The sequence below is a fragment of the Povalibacter sp. genome, from assembly GCF_036735925.1.
In the GTDB taxonomy this organism is placed as follows: Bacteria; Pseudomonadota; Gammaproteobacteria; order Steroidobacterales; family Steroidobacteraceae; genus Steroidobacter.
In genome coordinates this window covers 16159-31111 of the sequence record NZ_DAINNK010000015.1, presented here as the reverse complement: position 1 = coordinate 31111, position 14953 = coordinate 16159, and the positions used below count along the sequence as shown (strand labels likewise).

The window sequence follows — 14953 nt, the reverse complement described above, 5'->3', positions numbered from 1 at the left end:
CACGATGGCTTATTCCACCGCGGACATTCGCAACATTGCCCTCGTCGGCCAGGCCGGCGCGGGCAAGACACTGCTGGCCGAGCATCTGCTGCTGCAGGCCGGAGCCATCCGCAGCCGCGGCAGTCATGAACGCGGCACGCTCGTCTGCGATTTCGATCCCCAGGAAAAACAGATCGGCCATTCGCTCGATGCCGCGCTCGTGCATTTCGACACCGGCGGCACGCACGTCAATCTCATCGACACGCCGGGCTATCCCGATTTTTCCGGTCGCGCGCTCACCGTGCTCGAAGCAGTCGAAACCGCGGTGGTGGTCGTCAGCGCGGTCAACGGCATCGAGCCGATGACGCAGCGGATGATGGACTTCGCACGCGATCGCGATCTGTGCCGGGTCATCGTCGTCAACAAGATCGACAGCCGCGATGCCGGCACCGAACTCGTGCTGGCGGCGTTGCGCGAGACCTTCGGCCGCGAATGTCTGCCGCTGAATCTGCCCTGCGACGACGGGCGCGAGGTCGTCGACTGCTTTTTCAGGCCGGGCGAGGCGACACCGGATTTCTCGTCCGTGGCGACGGCGCATACGGAGATCATCGATCAGGTGGTCGAAGTCGACGAGCAACTGATGGCGCTGTATCTGGAGCAGGGCGAGGAACTCACGCCGGAGCAGCTCCACGACCCTTTCGAACGCGCGCTGCGCGAAGGCCATCTCATCCCGGTCTGCTTCGTCTCGGCGGAAACGGGCGCCGGCATTCCGCAGCTGCTGGAAGTGATCGCGCGCCTGATGCCGAATCCGTTCGAAGGCAATCCGCCGCCGTTCCTCAAGGGCGAGGGCGATGCGGCGGAACGGGTCAAGGTCACCCCCGATGCGTCGAAACACGTGATCGCACACGTGTTCAAGATCAGCATCGATCCCTTCGTCGGGCGCATGGGCGTGTTTCGCGTGCATCAGGGCACGGTGCGCAACGGTTCGCAGCTCTACATCGGCGATTCGCGCAAGCCGTTCAAGGTGGCGCATCTGTACCGGCTGCAGGGCAAGGATCATGTCGAAGTGCCGCAGCTCGTTCCCGGCGACATCGGTGCGGTGTCGAAGATCGAGGAACTGCACTTCGACGCCGTGCTGCACGATTCGCATGACGAAGACAACTTCCATCTGAAGTCGATCGCCTTTCCGCCCGCCATGGCCGGCGTCGCGATCGAACCGGAACGGCGCGGCGAAGAACAGAAGCTGTCGGACGCGCTGCATCGGCTGGTCGCGGAAGATCCGTGCGTGCGCGTCGAACATCACGCCAGCCTGAACGAGACCGTGCTGTACGGCATGGGCGATCTGCACCTGCGCGTCATGCTCGAGCGCATGAAGGATCGCTACGGCGTCCAGTGCAAGACGCATGTGCCGAGCATTCCCTATCGCGAGACCATCACGCGTCCCGCCGACGGTCATCATCGTCACAAGAAACAGACCGGCGGCGCCGGGCAGTTCGGCGAGGTGCATCTGCGGGTCGAGCCGCTGGATCGCGGCCAGGGATTCGAGTTCGTCGATGACGTGGTCGGCGGCGCGATTCCGTCGCAATACATTCCCGCGATCGAAAAGGGCGTGCGCCAGGTTCTGGCCGAAGGCGCGATCGCCGGCTTTCCGCTGCAGGATCTGCGCGTGATCGTCTACGACGGCAAGCATCACTCCGTCGATTCCAAGGAGGTCGCCTTCGTCGCGGCTGGCCGGCGCGCGTTCCAGAATGCGTTCCGCGAAGCCAGTCCGATCGTGCTGGAGCCGGTCGTGCGCGTCGAAATCACCACGCCGAGCCATTCGACCGGCGACATCACCGCCGATCTCGCCACCCGCCGTGGCCGCATCAGCGGCAACAGTGCGCTCGGCGGCCAGCGCACGCGCATCAGCGCGCTGGTGCCGCTGGCCGAGATCAACGACTACCAGTCCCGGCTCAAGTCACTCACCGGCGGCGAAGGCAGCTTCACCATGGACCTGAGCCACTACGACCCGGTACCCGCGCGCAAGCAGCAGGATCTGACGCGGGCGTACAAGTCGGTGGAAGAAGAATAGGGGTCCTGCTGTAGGTCAGGCTTCAGCCTGACTTCTTCAGGCCGGCTGAAGCCGGCCCCACAGCAAGAAAAACCTTCCTCAGGACGGCTTCCTGAACCGATACATGAACTGATCCGTCCTGTGACGGATCGATTCGTCGAACACCGCCTTGGTGTGATCGTCCGCAGGGTTCTGGAACAGCGGATTCTCGGCGTCGAACACCAGCCCCGCCGCTTCGAAGTCACGTTTCACCACGGCCGGATCGATGCGGTGCAAGGCATCGACGGAAGCGGCGGGATCGCTGCCCGCCGTCGCCACGTGATCCATCACGACGACGACCGCGCCCGGCCTCAGCGCCGCGACGACGCGTGCCAGCGACTGCGCCGGATCGGTCGGTGTCCACGAGCCGTCTTTCGGATGCCAGTAGAGATCGTGATAGCTCTGTACGAACAGCGCGGCGTCGAGCGATGCGGGATCGAGCGTCAACGCTTCAGGAGCGCCGTCGAGTTGCGTGACGTTGGACAGCCGCTGATCTGCGTAGCGTTTGGCAGGTACGTCGCCCGAGTACTTCGCGTATTCGGGATTGTTGTAGGCGTACACGCGGCCCTCGGGGCCGACGACACCGGACAGCAGTTCGCTGTAGTAGCCGCCGCCCGCCAGATAGTCGAGCACGTGCATGCCGGGCTGCACTTGCAGGAACGCCAGCACCTCGGGCGATCTGCGCCACGCGTCTTCGGCGGCGTCGCTGGCGAAGCGGCCGGGCTTCGTCAGCAATGCCCGGATGTCCGTGCCTGACGCTGCAGCCGATGCTGCGCTGGTGGCCGGCGCTTCCGCAGGTGGAGTCGCAGCCGGTTCCTGGCGGCCGCAGGCAGCGATCCAGACGGTGAGCAGAGCCGCAATGAATGGACGTGGTGCGTTCATGATTTCCCCCGGGCGATGGTGTCGAGTTGCGCGGCCAGTTCCAGCAGTTTCGAGCGCATGTGCTGGCGCTGCCGGGAACTGAGCGTGGCATCGAGCGAGGTTATGAGGTCCAGGTAGCGCTGGCGATTGCGTTGCGACTTGTCGACGTATTCCTGCGTCCACCGGTTGTCGGCGTGGGTGAGGAGCTGTTCGATGCGCGCGGTTTTCTCGCCGGAGACGGCGTCGGTCCGCAGGATGGTTTCCAGATCGCGCTGCCAGGCGGCCTGACTGGCCAGCCATTCGTGCTGCGACGGTTCGAGCTGCGCCGCGGTGGCCGCGATGAGCGCCTTCTGCTCGTCCGAGACGCTGCCGCTCCAGCGTTTCAGGAAGCGGGTGAGCCCCTTGACCTGGTCGCGGCGCCATTCGTCCAGGTCGCCGGCTTCCTTGCCGGCGCGTTCGCGTGCCTTCTCGTCCATGTTGCCGATCAGTTCGTCGACCTGTTGCGGCGACAGCCGCTGCAGCAGCGCCGCCGCGTCCGGCGCGGTCTTGGCGACGAAGTCGGCCCAGAAACGCTCGAACTGCTTCTGGGTCTGTTCGTAACTCGCCGGCGTGCCCGGCTGCAGCACCTGCTGCGACAGCTCGCGCAGGAATCCGGCGTAGCGTTGCAGTTCGGATTGGCGATGCCAGTCGAGCGTCCGGGTCAGCCACTGCTGCAATTGCTGGCGCTGATCGGCATCAAGCGAGACCAGCGAGCCCAGATACCAGCCGGCCAGCGTGTCGAGCCGGTTGTAGACGAAGCTGCTGCTGCACGCCGTCGTCAGCAACAGGAGGACGCACAGAACGAAACTCTTCAGCGGGAGTGTCTTGCGCATCCGCGTACTGTCACGCCGCGGCAAGCGCGGCTGCAAGCCGTAACGAGCACGGACGATCTGGAAAAAAGGAAGAACGCGGGCGACTCGCGCCGACTGGGGGGAGGGCAGGGACAGGCTGCCGAATCGCCCGCGTTGCTACGGAGTCGCCAGGCCTGAAATGGCCATCGCTGTCATCTTCATGGACAGATCACCGCGTCCTGCAGTCCGGTATCCAGTCTGACGTTGGCAATGCCGAGCTGGAGCGTCCCGGCCGTCGACAGCGTCAGCGGTGCCGTGATGGCGCGCATGTCGGCGCCGCTCTGCTGGAAACAGCTCAGCAGTACGCGTGCCTGACGCCACTCGCCGCGCGGCGCCGAACGCAATCGCTCGGCGAACGGCATGCTGCCGGCGCAGCGCGCCGCGCCGCTGCCGCGACATTCCACGCCGAGCGTGACGTCGGCCGAGGGCGCAGCGTCGACGCGATAGTCGAAGACGAGCGAGAGCTGGCCATTGGCTTCGCGCTGCAGGTCGATGGGATCGCTGCGTTCGATCAGGAACGTCGCCGGACCCTGGCCGGACCAGGCGAGCAGGCGCGCATCTTCCTGTGCGGCGCGATCGATGGCGCTGACTTTCAGCACGCCGTTCGTCGTGCTTCCCGTCGCGGTCGCGAGCGTGCTGTGGGCAGCGTCGCCTTCCGCCACAGCGACGTTCCAGCCGGGGCTGGTACGGCCGGCCTGAAAATATTCGCGCGTCGAAGCGCTGTGGCTGGAACGAGGGGGCACGACCTCGGAGAGCGCCGCCAGTTCGCCATCGGATGCGTAGGTGAGGCCGAAGCCGAAAGCGAACAGCGGTGCCGCATCGCCGCGCGTCGCCGTGACCTGATCGGGTGTCAGCGGCCAGGAGAACGACAGCTTGCCCTTGAAGTCGTGAGCGACTGAGCCATCGCGTTTGGCGAAGAGCACGTCGGCGACACCGCCGCCTTCGGTGCCGGGCAGCCAGGCGGCCACGAAGGCATCGGACGCGTTCAGCAGCGGGTTGACCCACATCGGACGACCCGAAAGAAATACCGCGACGACGGGAATCTGCGCGTCGCGGAATTTTTTCAGCAGCGCCAGATCCGTCGTGTTGCCGGGCTTGTATTCGAGCGTATCGACGTCGCCCTGGAATTCCGCGTAAGGCTCTTCGCCGAAGACGACGATCGCGACATCGGGCTTGTTCCTGTAGTCGCCGTTCGGGCTCAGCGCGATCCTGCCGCCGCCTGCGGTCACGGCTTGGCGAATGCCGGAGTAGATGGACTCGCCGTTCGGGAAGTTGGCATTCGTGATGCCGGTGCCCTGCCAGGTGAGCGACCAGCCGCCGCTCTGTTTCGGGATGTTGTCGGCGCCGTCGCCGGCGACCAGCACATTCAGCGACGGCTTCAGCGGCAGTACGTGCTGCGAATTCTTGAGCAGCACCAGCGATTCGCGCACCGCCTGTCGCGCGACGGCGCGATGTTCCGGTGCGCCCAGCAGCTTGAATTCGCCGGCGAGCGGACGCGACGACGGCTTGCCGGCTTCGAACAATCCGGCGCGCAGTTTCACGCGCAGGATGCGTCGCACGGCATCGTCGAGCCGCGCCATCGGGATTTCGCCGGAACGCGCCTGCGCGAGCGTGCTGTCGTACAGCCCGCGCCAGCTGTCGGGTGCCATGAACATGTCGAGACCCGCATTGATCGAAGCCGCGCAACTCGTGTTGCTGCAGCCGTCGACCTGTCCATGGGCATTCCAGTCGCCGACCAGGATGCCGTCGAAGCCGAAGCGGCCCTTGAGCACGTCGGTCAGCAGGCCCTTGTGGCCGTGAAGCTTGCTGCCCTGCCAGAGCGAGAACGAGGCCATGACGGATTGCGCGCCCGCGTCGATCGCCGCCGTGTAGCCCGCCGCATGGATGTCGCGGAGATCTTCTTCGCTCGCGCGGTTGTCGCCCTGGTCGCGGCCTTCGAACGTTCCGCCGTCGCCGATCCAGTGTTTCGCGGTGGTGATGACGTGACGGCCTTTGAGAAAGTCAGCCGAGCCGGGCTCGCCCTGGAGCCCCAGCACCATCGCGCGCGCGTACTCGTGCACGATTTCCGGCCGCTCGGAGTACGACTCGTAAGAGCGTCCCCAGCGTACGTCCTGCACGACGGCGAGCGTCGGTGCGAACGTCCATTCCTGGCCCGAGACGCGCGTCTCGGCGGCGGTCACCTCGCCGATGCGGCGGATCAGTTCGGGATTGCGTGCGGCGCCGAGCCCGATGTTGTGCGGAAAGATCGTCGCGCCGACGATGTTGTTGTTGCCGTGGATCGCGTCCGAACCCCACACGATGGGAATGGCATGGCCGCCGTCGCGGGTGTCCATCGAAGCGAGATAGAACTCGTCGGCGGCCTTCAGCCATTCGCTGGGCGGGGCGAGATCGTTGCCGTACGGTCCGGAGTTGCCGCCGTTCAGCACCGAGCCCAGGCGATATTTGCGCACGTCGTCCGCTGTGACGCTGCCGACATCGGCCTGCACGACCTGACCGACTTTTTCTTCGACCGACAGCGATTGCAGCAGGTTTTCGAGTCGCGCCGTCAGCGCGGCATCGTCCTTCACGGGCGGCGCGAGTTGCGGCCACAGATCGGGATGAACGCGCGACATGGCAGGCGGCGGTGCGGCGGGTTCCGACGCTGCGTCGTGGACGCGCTCACAACCCGCGAGTGCGCAGGTCACGACCATCGATGCTCCGAGCAGCGTGTTGCGGCGCGCACGGCGAAGCCACAAATCCACCATCGTCGATCCCCCATCCTGACTGCTGTTTTCTGATACGCGGCATCAGAATCCCATGGTGTTGACAGCGTTGTCAATTTGGATTTTTCGGTCCCGTGCGTCGATGGAAACGCCTATGCGTTGGTTCGACGCGATTGCCGTGCGTCTGACGCAGAAATTTCGTGACTTGGCGATGTTGCGTGCGCCCGTCATCATCCTTTGGATGGGTCATCTACGTCGCGATCGCCGCTCGATGCGGATTCGACCGGCCGTCGCGCTGAGCGCCGTCGTCGCGCTGGGTGCGTTTACGCTCGTCGACGCCATCGAGAATGCGACTGTCGACGTGGAACGCATCGAAGGCGCCGGCTGGCATGCCGAAGGCGTCGCCATCCAGCTCGATCTGCCTGCAGGCGGCGTCGGGGCTTCGGCCACGGTGTCGCGCCTGTCGCTGCAATCCCCGCGGCAGACTTTCACGAACGTGCGCATTCAGTGCCCGGTCGTCGCCATCGCGACTGATTCGATCGAATGCGAGCACGCAAGGATTACGGGAACGCTGGGCGTGCTCGGCACGCAGACGTTGACCGGGCGGGTGTCCTACGCGCGAACCAGCGGCGATCTCGACCTGAACGTCGTTGGATTGAAAGTCGGTGCCGGCACGGTCGCCGTGCGCGGAGCGCTGCGGCAATCAGGCTGGCAGGCGCGGGCGCAATTCGATCAGGTCGATGTCGAACCGCTGATTTCGCTCGCGAGCCAGTGGGGCATTGCACTGCCGCAGCTCGCGGGCAGCGGTCGACTGAGCGGCGAGGTCGCTGCGTCTGGATCAGAAGAGGCACTCGAGCAGGCGAGCGTGACGGCGTCGCTCAGCGATGTCACCGCCAGCAACGAGGAGGGCAGCCTCGCCGCCGAGAATTTCTCCGTGAACCTGCAGGGAACGCTGACACGCGCACGCGACGACTGGCGATTCACTGCGGAAGTGAGTTCGGATACGGGTCAGGCGTATGCGCAACCGATCTTTCTGGATCTCGGTGCGCATCCGATCCGCGCTGCCGCGCGTGGCCTCTGGCGCAGCGATGGCGCATTCGAGATCGAACAGTTCTCTCTCGATCATCGCGGCGTCGCGCAGGGCGCAGGCAGCGCCCGTCTGCATTTCGACGCCGAGCAGCCTGTGCAGGCGCTGCATCTGCAGCTTTCCCGCCTGCAGTTCCCTGGCGCCTACGAGGCCTATTTCCAGCCGCTGCTGCTGGATACCGGCTTCAAATCGCTGACGACGTCCGGATCGATTTCGGGCGACATCGAGATTGCCGACGGAGTGCCGCAGAAAGTCGACCTGCGGTTCGAGGACGTGACGCTGGACGACGGCCAGCGCAATGTCGTGCTGCGCGAGCTGGGCGGCGAACTGCACTGGCTCGATGTGAAGTCCGTCAGTACCGACAGTGACGACGACGATGTCGCCGACGCACCAACGATCGCCGCGACCTCGCAACTGCGCTGGTCGGGCGGCACGCTGCTCAATCTCGATCTGGGGCCCAGCGAGCTGAAATTCCGGACGGAAGCGCGACAGCTGCGCCTGCTCGAGCCGACGCGCATCCCGATTCTCGATGGCGCGCTGGAACTCGAAAGTTTTCGCGTGCGCAATGCCGGACTGCCGAACGTGGCCTTCATCATCGACGCCACCATTCAACCGATCAGCGTGAGTCAGCTCTGCACTGCGTTCGGCTGGCCCGAATTCGGCGGGCGGATTTCCGGAAAGATCTCCAAGCTGCGCGTTCGCCAGAAGATGGCGACGCTCGGCACGACACTGCAGGCGCAGGTGTTCGACGGCACGGTGAAGATCAGCGATCTGCGGCTCGAACAGCCCTTCAGCGACTGGCCGCGGTTCTATTCGAACATCGCACTGGAGAACCTGGATCTTTCGCTGGTCACCAGCGCGTTCTCCTTCGGCCAGATCACCGGCCGCCTGTCGGGCGACATCAAGGGGCTCGAACTTTTCAACTGGCAGCCCGTCGCCTTCGATGCCCATCTCTACACGCCACCGCGCGATCGATCCCGGCATCGCATCAGTCAGCGCGCCGTGCAGAACATCGGCAGCATCGGCGGCGGCGGAGCCGGCGTGACTGCCGCGCTGTCGAGCGGATTCCTGCGCTTCTTCGAGGATTTCAACTACGACCGCCTCGGGATTTCCTGTCGCCTGGCGAACGATGTGTGCCAGATGGACGGCGTGGCGCCAGCGCCCAACGGGGGCTACTACCTGGTCAAGGGCAAGGGCGTGCCGCGCATCGACGTCATCGCCAACAACCGCCGGGTCGACTGGCCGCGGCTGGTGCAGCAGCTGATTGCGGTCACGCAGTCCGAAGGGCCGGTCGTGAACTAGCGGATTCATTTATGATCGCGCAGGTCCCGAAGAGAACCCTGCGAGGAATCCGACATGGCCCGATATTTCCCGCTGCAGCTGGCCGCGATCACGCTCGCGCTGTCGGCCTGCGTCACGATCAATGTGTACTTCCCCGCGGCGGCCGCGGAGAAGGCGGCCGACAAGATCATCGAGGACGTGCTGGGCGACAGCGCGTCGAGTTCCAACAAGCGCTCGTCGCTGGTCGACGGCGCAAGTCGCACGCTGCTGGCGGCGACGGCTGGCGTACTGAATTTCCTGGTCCCGACCGCGCAGGCGCAATCGCAGGCCGACCTCAACATCGCGACCCCGGCCGTGCGCCAGCTGACGCAATCGATGGAAGCGCGCTTCGCCCAGTTGAAGAAGTATCTCGACAGCGGCGCCGTCGGTTTCACCCGCGACGGGCTGGTGGAAGTGCGCGATCAGAATCTCGTCGCGCTCCCCGAACGCAATGCCGTGCGCAAACTCGTCGCGGACGAGAACGCCGACCGCGCCAACCTGTATCGCGAAATCGCCACCGCCAACGGACATCCGGAATGGGAGTCCGACATCCGCTCGACCTTCGCGACGCGCTGGGCGAGCAAGGCCGCCGCCGGCTGGTACGTACAGGACAGCAGCGGAGCGTGGAAGCAGAAGTAGCCCACGAAAGTCCGGCGCAAAAAAAAGCCCTGCATCTGCAGGGCTTTTCGTTTCTGGGTCGGCGACTCTTCGAGTTGTTTGGCTGCGCCGGCTAAATCCGGAAACGACGCTGTCGCTTCAATTTGCAATCACAGTGCCGGAATCCCGGCGCATCGTCCTGATGCTTGTTGCTATCGATCCAGTCTCCCCTTGCGGTCCATCCCCGCTTCTCTGCCGAACTGCGCCGCCTGCACGTGACCAACGGAAATCCCGCGGGACGGGCAGTTGCTTGTTCAACCAGCACGTGGTGTGCCAGTGAACGGAGTATGAGCCGCGAAACAGCTACTTAGCAAGCACTGTTGCTGAATAACAACGACATGGGACTGGAACAGTGTCAACCGGGGCGACGCCGACAGCTACATCGGGCCGGTCATGGGCAGGGTGATCTCGATTTCCACGCCGCTGCCATCCTCCAGATTCATCGCTGCGGCCCTGCCGCCGTGGAATTCGGCGATCAGGCGCACGATGTACAAGCCCAGGCCCAGATGCGGCTTGCTGGCGGGTGCGATGCGCGAACTCACCAGCGATTCGAACAGACGCCCATCCAGATGCGGCGGCAGCAGGGGGCCGTCATTGCTCATCGTCAGCCGATAGTCCGCGACGCCGGCCTGCAATCGCAGCGCGATCCGGCCGCCGGCGGGACAGAAGTCCGCGGCGTTATCCATCAGCTTGTCCAGCATCTGGGCGATGAGATCGGGCGAACCGGTCAACGAACCACGCCGCTCGGGGACCTGGGTCTCGATGGTCACGTGCGTGAACGTTGCCGAATACGCGCGGCCGATATTGCGCACCAGGTCGGCCAGATCGAACTCGGTACGTTCCGTGTGTTCGATGAGCTGCTCGACCCGCGTCGCTTCGGACATGGCGGTGAGAATGGAATGGAGCCGTCCGGCGCCGCTGCGGGCACGGTCCAGATATTCCTGCGATGACGCGGGCAGCGATTCGTCCGAGGCGAGATTGTCGAGCGACGAGCTGACGATAGTCAGCGGCGTGCGCAGTTCGTGCGACAGCTTGCTGCCGAGGGTCTGCAGATAGCTCGTGTGTTCCTTGAGGCGCGCCAGCAGGGTGCTGTAGTTGCGTGCCAGCGTGCCGAGTTCGTCGCGGGATTTCGTGTCAGGAATGCGCGGTTCGAGCCGGCCTTCCGGCGTCAGCGCCGTCGAGACGGCACGACTCAGACGCCGGATGCGCTGCGACAGGCGCGCTGCGAATGCGAGCGTGACCGCAATCGAGAACAGCGTGGCCAGCACGGTGAGATTCAGCAGACGCGTCAGCGCGTCCTCGCGGACCACGGCGAGCTGCTCGGCAGGCTGTTCGACGACGAGTGCTGCGATGGTTGCCTCGCCGTAGCGCACGGGAACGGCCGCGCGCACCAGCGACGGTTCGCCGCCCGCCGGCTCGAACCAGAGCGCTTCGTTGCGCCCGGCGCGCGCCGCATCGACGGGCGATCCCCACATGCCGTACGGCAGTCCGTAAGACAGCGCCACCGCGTCGCGCCCGAACAGGCGGCGATAGATCGATCGTGCAAAGCCGTCGTCATCCTGCTGCAGGCTCGCGTAATCGGCGCTCGCGCCAGCGTCGACAGTGCCCGCGCGCGCCAGCAGCCATCCGCGGCGATCGACGACCGAGACCCGCAGTCCGTCGGGCGCGTACTGCTGCAATCGCTCGCGCAGCGCATCCGAGCCCGTGTGCAGTTTGCCGAGAACCGGAGGCCGCGAGGTATTGCCTTCGGTGTTCAATGCGAAGACCGCGAGCTGCTGGCCGAACATGGAAAGCGGCGCGCGCAGTTCGATCGCGTAGCCGGTCGCGGTGGCGCGCCAGACGCCGCTGACATGGCCGATCTCTTCCTGCGACGCCCGCCATGGCGCGCCGACGTCGCTGGAGCGGGCGATGATCGGGCCGGGAGCCACGGCGCTCACCGACCAGGCGCGCTCGCGCCCGAATTCATCACGCGTCAGGAAGATGACGCGGCTGACGTATTGATCCGTGCGCGATTCCTGCGCCGGATCTTCGTACTGGATCGAACGATCGACGACTTCGAAATAGACATGCATGAAGCGACCGAAGACGGCGAGTCGCGGCCCCGTATCGCGCGGATTGAATCCTGCAACGGAACGCGTGGGTTCCGGCCATTCATCCGCAAAGCCATCGAGCAGTGGAGTCGTCATCAGCAGCGGCGCGAAGTAATCGCCCCGCGCGGGATCGAAGTCCTCGCGCAATTCGTCAGGAAAGCGATACAGCAGTTCCGGCTGCGAGGCGACGACGCGGCCGAGCACTTCTGCCGTGCGAATCAGCGAATCCTCCTGTCCGCGCCGCAGGGTCGACTCCATGCGCTGCGCGTACTGCCAGCCCGCCCAGGGCAGGATCAGGGTCAGCAGGCTGACGAGCAGGAGTTTGAGGCGGAGGGACATGGTGCTCAGGCTACGGGCTACAGGCGACAGGCTGTCCGAGACAGGTCGCCCGTAGCCTGTAGCCTGTAGCCCGTCTCATTCCTTCCACCGATACCCCATCCCGTACATCGTCTCCACCGCGTCGAACGATGCATCGATCGCCTGGAACTTGCGGCGGATGCGTTTGATGTGGGACGTGATCGTGTTGTCGTCGAGCACGACGTTCGCGGCGTCCATGAGCTGCTGGCGGTTCTTCACGTGGCCGGGATTCTTGGCGAGGGCGTGCACGATCCAGAATTCCGTCAGCGTCAGCCCTAGGGGTTGTTCCTGCCAGGTCGCGTGCAGGCGCGCGGTGTCGATGACGAGCGGTCCGCGCGCCACGATCTGATCGCGGTTCGACGGCTGCGTGAGCGCGTCGATGCGGCGAAACAGCGCGACGACGCGCGCGATCAGATGCGTGAGGCTCAGGTCTTTCGTGAGGTAGTCGTCGGCGCCGAGGCGCAGGCCGGACACCGCATCGAGTTCGCTGTCGCGCGCGGTGAGAAAGATGATCGGCAGTTCGGCCGACATCGTGCGCAGCTCGCGGCACAGCTCGAAACCGCCTTCGGGTTCGTCGTGCAGCCCGACGTCGATGACGGCGAGGTCGGGCAGGCGCGCGCGGAAGGCCTCGATGGCTTCCTTGCGGGTACCGTAGGTGCGCACGCTGTAGCCGTGACGCTGGAACGCGGCCGCGTAGTTGTCGCGGATGGCCGGTTCGTCTTCGACGATTGCAATCAGTTTCTTCATGAGGCGGTTCGATGGCGTTACGGACGATCACAGTGTAGCGCCGGCAGGCAAGCAGAACGCGCCCGCCATGATTGATCACAATCCGCCGCTGCCCTGCCTCTTCGCGACATTCGGCGGACTCGCGACTGCGTTGAGATGGCTCCCGGGCGGAATACCGGGAGTACGGCAATGAACGTGGATAGCTTCGAACAGTCGGCAAGGCCGGTCGGACCGCAGGCGTCCGCCGCGGCGATGCGTCGTTCCCGTCGCGAACGGTGGTGGGCGTGGGCTTCGCTGCTGGTCCTGATCGTGGCCTGGGATGCAGCGGGCCGGCTGGATCAGAAAGCGTTGATGCCCGTGAGCGCGCGGCCGACCGTGAGCTGGTGAACCGTCTCGGTGCCTTCGTACGTGATCACGCTCTCGAGGTTGAGCGCGTGACGGATGGGCACGTACTCGACGCTGATGCCGGCGCCGCCGAGCAGGTCGCGCGCATCGCGTGCGACTTCGATGGCGGCGCGGGCGTTGTGCCACTTCGCGACTGAGACCTGCGTCGGCACCATCAGGCCCTGGTCCTTGAGTCGGCCGAGTTGCAGCGAGAGCAGTTGCGAGGTCGTGATCTTGCGCGCCATCTCGGCGAGACGGATCTGCACGGCCTGCGTCGCAGCGAGCGGCTTGCCGAAGAGCATGCGCGTCTTGGTGTAATCGATCACCTGCGAAAGACACGCCTGCGCCGCGCCGGTGACGCCCCAGCTGATGCCGTAGCGAGCCTGCGTCAGGCAGGACAGCGGGCCCTTCAGGCCGACGACGCCCGGCAGCACGTTTTCCTCCGGCACCACGACGTTGTCGAAGAACAGACCGGAAGTGACGGAGGCACGCAGACTCATCTTGTGTTTGACGATGCTGGTCGAGAAACCCTTGAAGTCCTTCTCGACGAGAAAGCCGCGAATGCCCGCATCGGTCATGGCCCACACGACGGCGAGATCGGCGATGGCGCCGTTGGTGATCCACATTTTCGCGCCGTTCAGCACCCAATCCTTGCCCTGCTTTTTCGCGTACGTCTTCATGTTGGCCGGATCGGAGCCGCCGTGCGGTTCGGTGAGGCCGAAGCAGGCGATCACTTCGCCCTTCGCCATGCGCGGCAGCCAGCGCTGTTTCTGTTCTTCGCTGCCGAAGGCATAGATCGGATACATGCACAGGCTGGACTGCACGGAGACGAAGCTGCGCAGGCCGGAATCGCCGCGCTCGAGTTCCTGGCAGATGAGGCCGTATGACACGGCATTGAGGCCGGCGCAGCCGTAGCCCTGGATCGAGCTGCCGAGCAAGCCGAGTTCAGCGACGCCGGCGACGAGTTCACGCGGAAAGCGTTCGTGTTCGAAGCAGTCGCCGATGATCGGAATCACCTGGTCGTCGACGTATTTCGCGACCGAGTCCTGGACCAGGCGTTCCTCTTCCGTGAGCATCGCGCGGACGTTGTAGAGATCGACCGGATTGAGATCGGCGGCGACGGACGGTGAGGCGTTCTGAGGCTTGGCGGACATGAGGGGTTCTCCTGCGGGCGCGCATGATAACCCGGTCGATTTCCGCTCGGGATGTTGCGTTGCAAGTAAGTGTCAGTGCTGCATGGCGAGTTCCGACCTTGTCGACTCGACCGCTTCCGGCGTAGCGTGCAGACGGCGGGATTCCTGGGAGAGGAACAGGCATGCGAACGGTGAATCAATGGCTCGGCGAATACGGCGAAAGCCATCGCGATCCGACCAACAAGTTGCTGCACTGGATCTGCGTGCCGGCGATCGTCGTGAGTCTCGTGGGAATGCTCTGGTCGCTGCCGGTGCCGGGGGCATTCAGAGAGATCTCGCCGCTGCTGAATTGGGGAACGCTACTGCTGGCCGCGGGTGTGCTGTATTACTTCGCGATGTCCTGGTCGCTGGCGCTGGGAATGATTCTGTTCGTCGGCGCCGTCATTCTCGCCATCCTGGGATTGCAACAACTGCCGTGGTCGCTGTGGGTGGTTTGCCTGATTCTGTTCGCCGCGGCCTGGGTCGGACAATTCATCGGTCATCATTACGAAGGCAGAAAGCCATCCTTCTTCAAGGATGTGCAATTCCTGATGATCGGCCCGTTGTGGCTGCTCAGTTTCATCTATCGCCAGCTCGGCATCCGCTACTGAGCCGGAACCTGCGGCCGCGCATCGAGTT

At 64.9% G+C, this 14953-nt stretch carries 11 protein-coding genes; 5 read left to right on the top strand and 6 right to left on the bottom strand.

What is annotated here, in order from left to right:
- Nucleotides 1-4 precede the first annotated feature (4 nt).
- On the top strand, nucleotides 5-2050 hold the full coding sequence (gene fusA / locus V7D81_RS06995) for an elongation factor G (protein WP_324315426.1): 2046 nt from the start codon (nucleotides 5-7) through the stop codon (nucleotides 2048-2050).
- Between the two features lie 78 nt (nucleotides 2051-2128).
- Here fusA and V7D81_RS06990 read toward each other — a convergent pair whose 3' ends face one another.
- The 3 genes from V7D81_RS06990 to V7D81_RS06980 all read right to left on the bottom strand — a co-directional run bounded on the left by V7D81_RS06990 (nucleotide 2129) and on the right by V7D81_RS06980 (nucleotide 6563).
- Nucleotides 2129-2950: a class I SAM-dependent methyltransferase gene (locus V7D81_RS06990; protein ID WP_324315425.1), complete on the bottom strand. Its 822-nt coding sequence runs from the start codon at nucleotides 2948-2950 to the stop codon at nucleotides 2129-2131.
- Nucleotides 2947-3801, bottom strand: coding sequence for a DUF6279 family lipoprotein (locus tag V7D81_RS06985; RefSeq protein WP_324315424.1), 855 nt, complete (start codon nucleotides 3799-3801; stop codon nucleotides 2947-2949). Before V7D81_RS06985 ends, V7D81_RS06990 begins: the two co-directional genes overlap by 4 nt.
- 176 nt (nucleotides 3802-3977) lie before the next feature.
- Nucleotides 3978-6563, bottom strand: a complete 2586-nt coding sequence (locus V7D81_RS06980; protein WP_324315423.1) for a glycoside hydrolase family 3 protein — start codon at nucleotides 6561-6563, stop codon at nucleotides 3978-3980.
- Nucleotides 6564-6675: 112 nt separating this feature from the next.
- Between V7D81_RS06980 and V7D81_RS06975 the strand changes: the two genes are divergently transcribed.
- Together V7D81_RS06975 and V7D81_RS06970 are read left to right on the top strand one after the other, a co-directional pair.
- Complete coding sequence (locus tag V7D81_RS06975) at nucleotides 6676-8910, top strand: hypothetical protein (protein ID WP_324315422.1); 2235 nt, start codon at nucleotides 6676-6678, stop codon at nucleotides 8908-8910.
- A 54-nt stretch (nucleotides 8911-8964) separates the two neighbouring features.
- Nucleotides 8965-9567 carry a YdbL family protein gene (locus tag V7D81_RS06970; RefSeq protein ID WP_324315421.1) on the top strand — a complete coding sequence of 201 codons (603 nt, stop codon included), beginning with the start codon at nucleotides 8965-8967 and terminating at the stop codon, nucleotides 9565-9567.
- A gap of 395 nt (nucleotides 9568-9962) precedes the next feature.
- Here V7D81_RS06970 and V7D81_RS06965 read toward each other — a convergent pair whose 3' ends face one another.
- Nucleotides 9963-12014 carry an ATP-binding protein gene (locus tag V7D81_RS06965; RefSeq protein ID WP_324315420.1) on the bottom strand — a complete coding sequence of 684 codons (2052 nt, stop codon included), beginning with the start codon at nucleotides 12012-12014 and terminating at the stop codon, nucleotides 9963-9965.
- Nucleotides 12015-12089: 75 nt separating this feature from the next.
- Nucleotides 12090-12779, bottom strand: coding sequence for a proteobacterial dedicated sortase system response regulator (gene pdsR / locus V7D81_RS06960; protein ID WP_324315419.1), 690 nt, complete (start codon nucleotides 12777-12779; stop codon nucleotides 12090-12092).
- A 168-nt stretch (nucleotides 12780-12947) separates the two neighbouring features.
- Between pdsR and V7D81_RS06955 the strand changes: the two genes are divergently transcribed.
- A complete protein-coding gene (locus tag V7D81_RS06955; protein ID WP_324315418.1) occupies nucleotides 12948-13145 on the top strand; it encodes a hypothetical protein in 198 nt (65 codons plus the stop codon).
- Here V7D81_RS06955 and V7D81_RS06950 read toward each other — a convergent pair.
- Nucleotides 13097-14296 carry an acyl-CoA dehydrogenase family protein gene (locus V7D81_RS06950; protein ID WP_349257623.1) on the bottom strand — a complete coding sequence of 400 codons (1200 nt, stop codon included), beginning with the start codon at nucleotides 14294-14296 and terminating at the stop codon, nucleotides 13097-13099. The genes V7D81_RS06955 and V7D81_RS06950 overlap by 49 nt on opposite strands.
- A gap of 161 nt (nucleotides 14297-14457) precedes the next feature.
- Between V7D81_RS06950 and V7D81_RS06945 the strand changes: the two genes are divergently transcribed.
- Nucleotides 14458-14925 (top strand): Mpo1 family 2-hydroxy fatty acid dioxygenase, encoded by a 468-nt coding sequence (locus tag V7D81_RS06945; protein ID WP_324315417.1) that lies wholly within the window; start codon nucleotides 14458-14460, stop codon nucleotides 14923-14925.
- Nucleotides 14926-14953 lie beyond the last annotated feature (28 nt).